We start from the raw sequence: 1193 nt of genomic DNA, 5'->3' as shown, positions 1-1193 counted from the left end.
CATCAGTGCCGCGGATCTGCGTGCCGAAACGCTCGGAGATCGCCAGACCAGCGGCGTCGTCCTTGGCGCTGTTGATGCGCGAACCCGACGACAGGCGCTGGATGGTGGTGGCCAGGGAGCTGCCGCTGGTGCTCAGGTTACGCTGCGCATTCAACGACATCGTGTTGGTGTTGATGACTTGTGCCATGGTGGTTTCCTTTGGCGGTGGATCATGAATCGATCGTTACACCTGCGCCGAGTGTTTCGGCGCAGGTGTTTGGAGTCCGGCTTAGCGCAGCAGGCTGAGAACGTTCTGTGGCACCTGATTGGCCTGGGCCAGCATGGCCGTGCCGGCCTGCTGCAGAATCTGGGTGCGGGTCAGTTCTGCGGTTTCCTTGGCGAAATCCGTGTCCTTGATGCGGCTGCGCGACGCCGACAGGTTTTCAGTCGAGGTCTGCAGGTTTGCAACCACCGAGGTGAAGCGGTTCTGGATCGCACCCAAGTCAGCACGGGTGCTGTTGATCGATTCCAGCGCCTTATCGACCACTTCGAGCGCACGTTGCGCACCCGTCACGGATTCGATCGAGAGGCCCTTCAGCACGCTGTCAGTCGTTGTGGTCGGGATGGTACCGGCACCGGCGCCGCCGTTGCCTGCCAGACCAACGTCATCCAGGTCGATCGCGGTTGCATCCGCGTTCGTCGAGTCAGCGGCGGTAGCGTCTACCGCAAATACTTGTCCCGCTTTGACCGAGGCCAACGTAATCGCGCCGTCCTTAACCGTGGCGTAGACTCCAGTTTCTCCGAGTTTGTTGTTGATCGCTGCGGCAGTTGCGGTGGAGATCGACTCGCCGTTCTTGACGCTGATGTCACCGATGGCAATCTTCTGCGCGGTACCACCTTCGGGAGTGATCGTGATCTGCAACTTAGACATGATCATGTCTTCTGTCGCGGCGTCGGCGGTAGCAGCCGTCCCGACGAAGTCCGTGGCGAACTTGGCAGCACCAAGCGCGTCAGACTTTGCATCTACGACTTTATCGATGGCAATCGACTGGCCGGCGTTGGCACCCACCTGGAACAGCTGGCTCGAGAACGAACCATCAAGCAGCTTGGTGCCGTTGAACTCCGACTGCTTGGCAACGCGGTCGATTTCGCTGACCAGCTGGGTCACTTCGGCCTGCAGGGCCTTGCGAGCGATCGCTGGCGGAGTTGGTCGC

General features: G+C 60.6%; 2 protein-coding genes. Both read right to left on the bottom strand.

What is annotated here, in order from left to right; translation table 11 throughout:
• A partial coding sequence (locus tag AC1DIQ_RS18940; protein ID WP_478050598.1) for a flagellin N-terminal helical domain-containing protein occupies positions 1 to 187 on the bottom strand: 187 nt, incomplete at its 3' end.
• An 81-nt stretch (positions 188 to 268) separates the two neighbouring features.
• Positions 269 to 1193: flagellin (locus tag AC1DIQ_RS18935; RefSeq protein ID WP_478050597.1), on the bottom strand; the 925-nt coding region annotated here is incomplete at its 5' end.

This window comes from Stenotrophomonas sp. 05L413 (assembly GCF_056397945.1).
The sequence above is the reverse complement of the archived record's forward strand: the minus strand, read 5'-3'. Positions and strand labels throughout refer to the sequence as shown.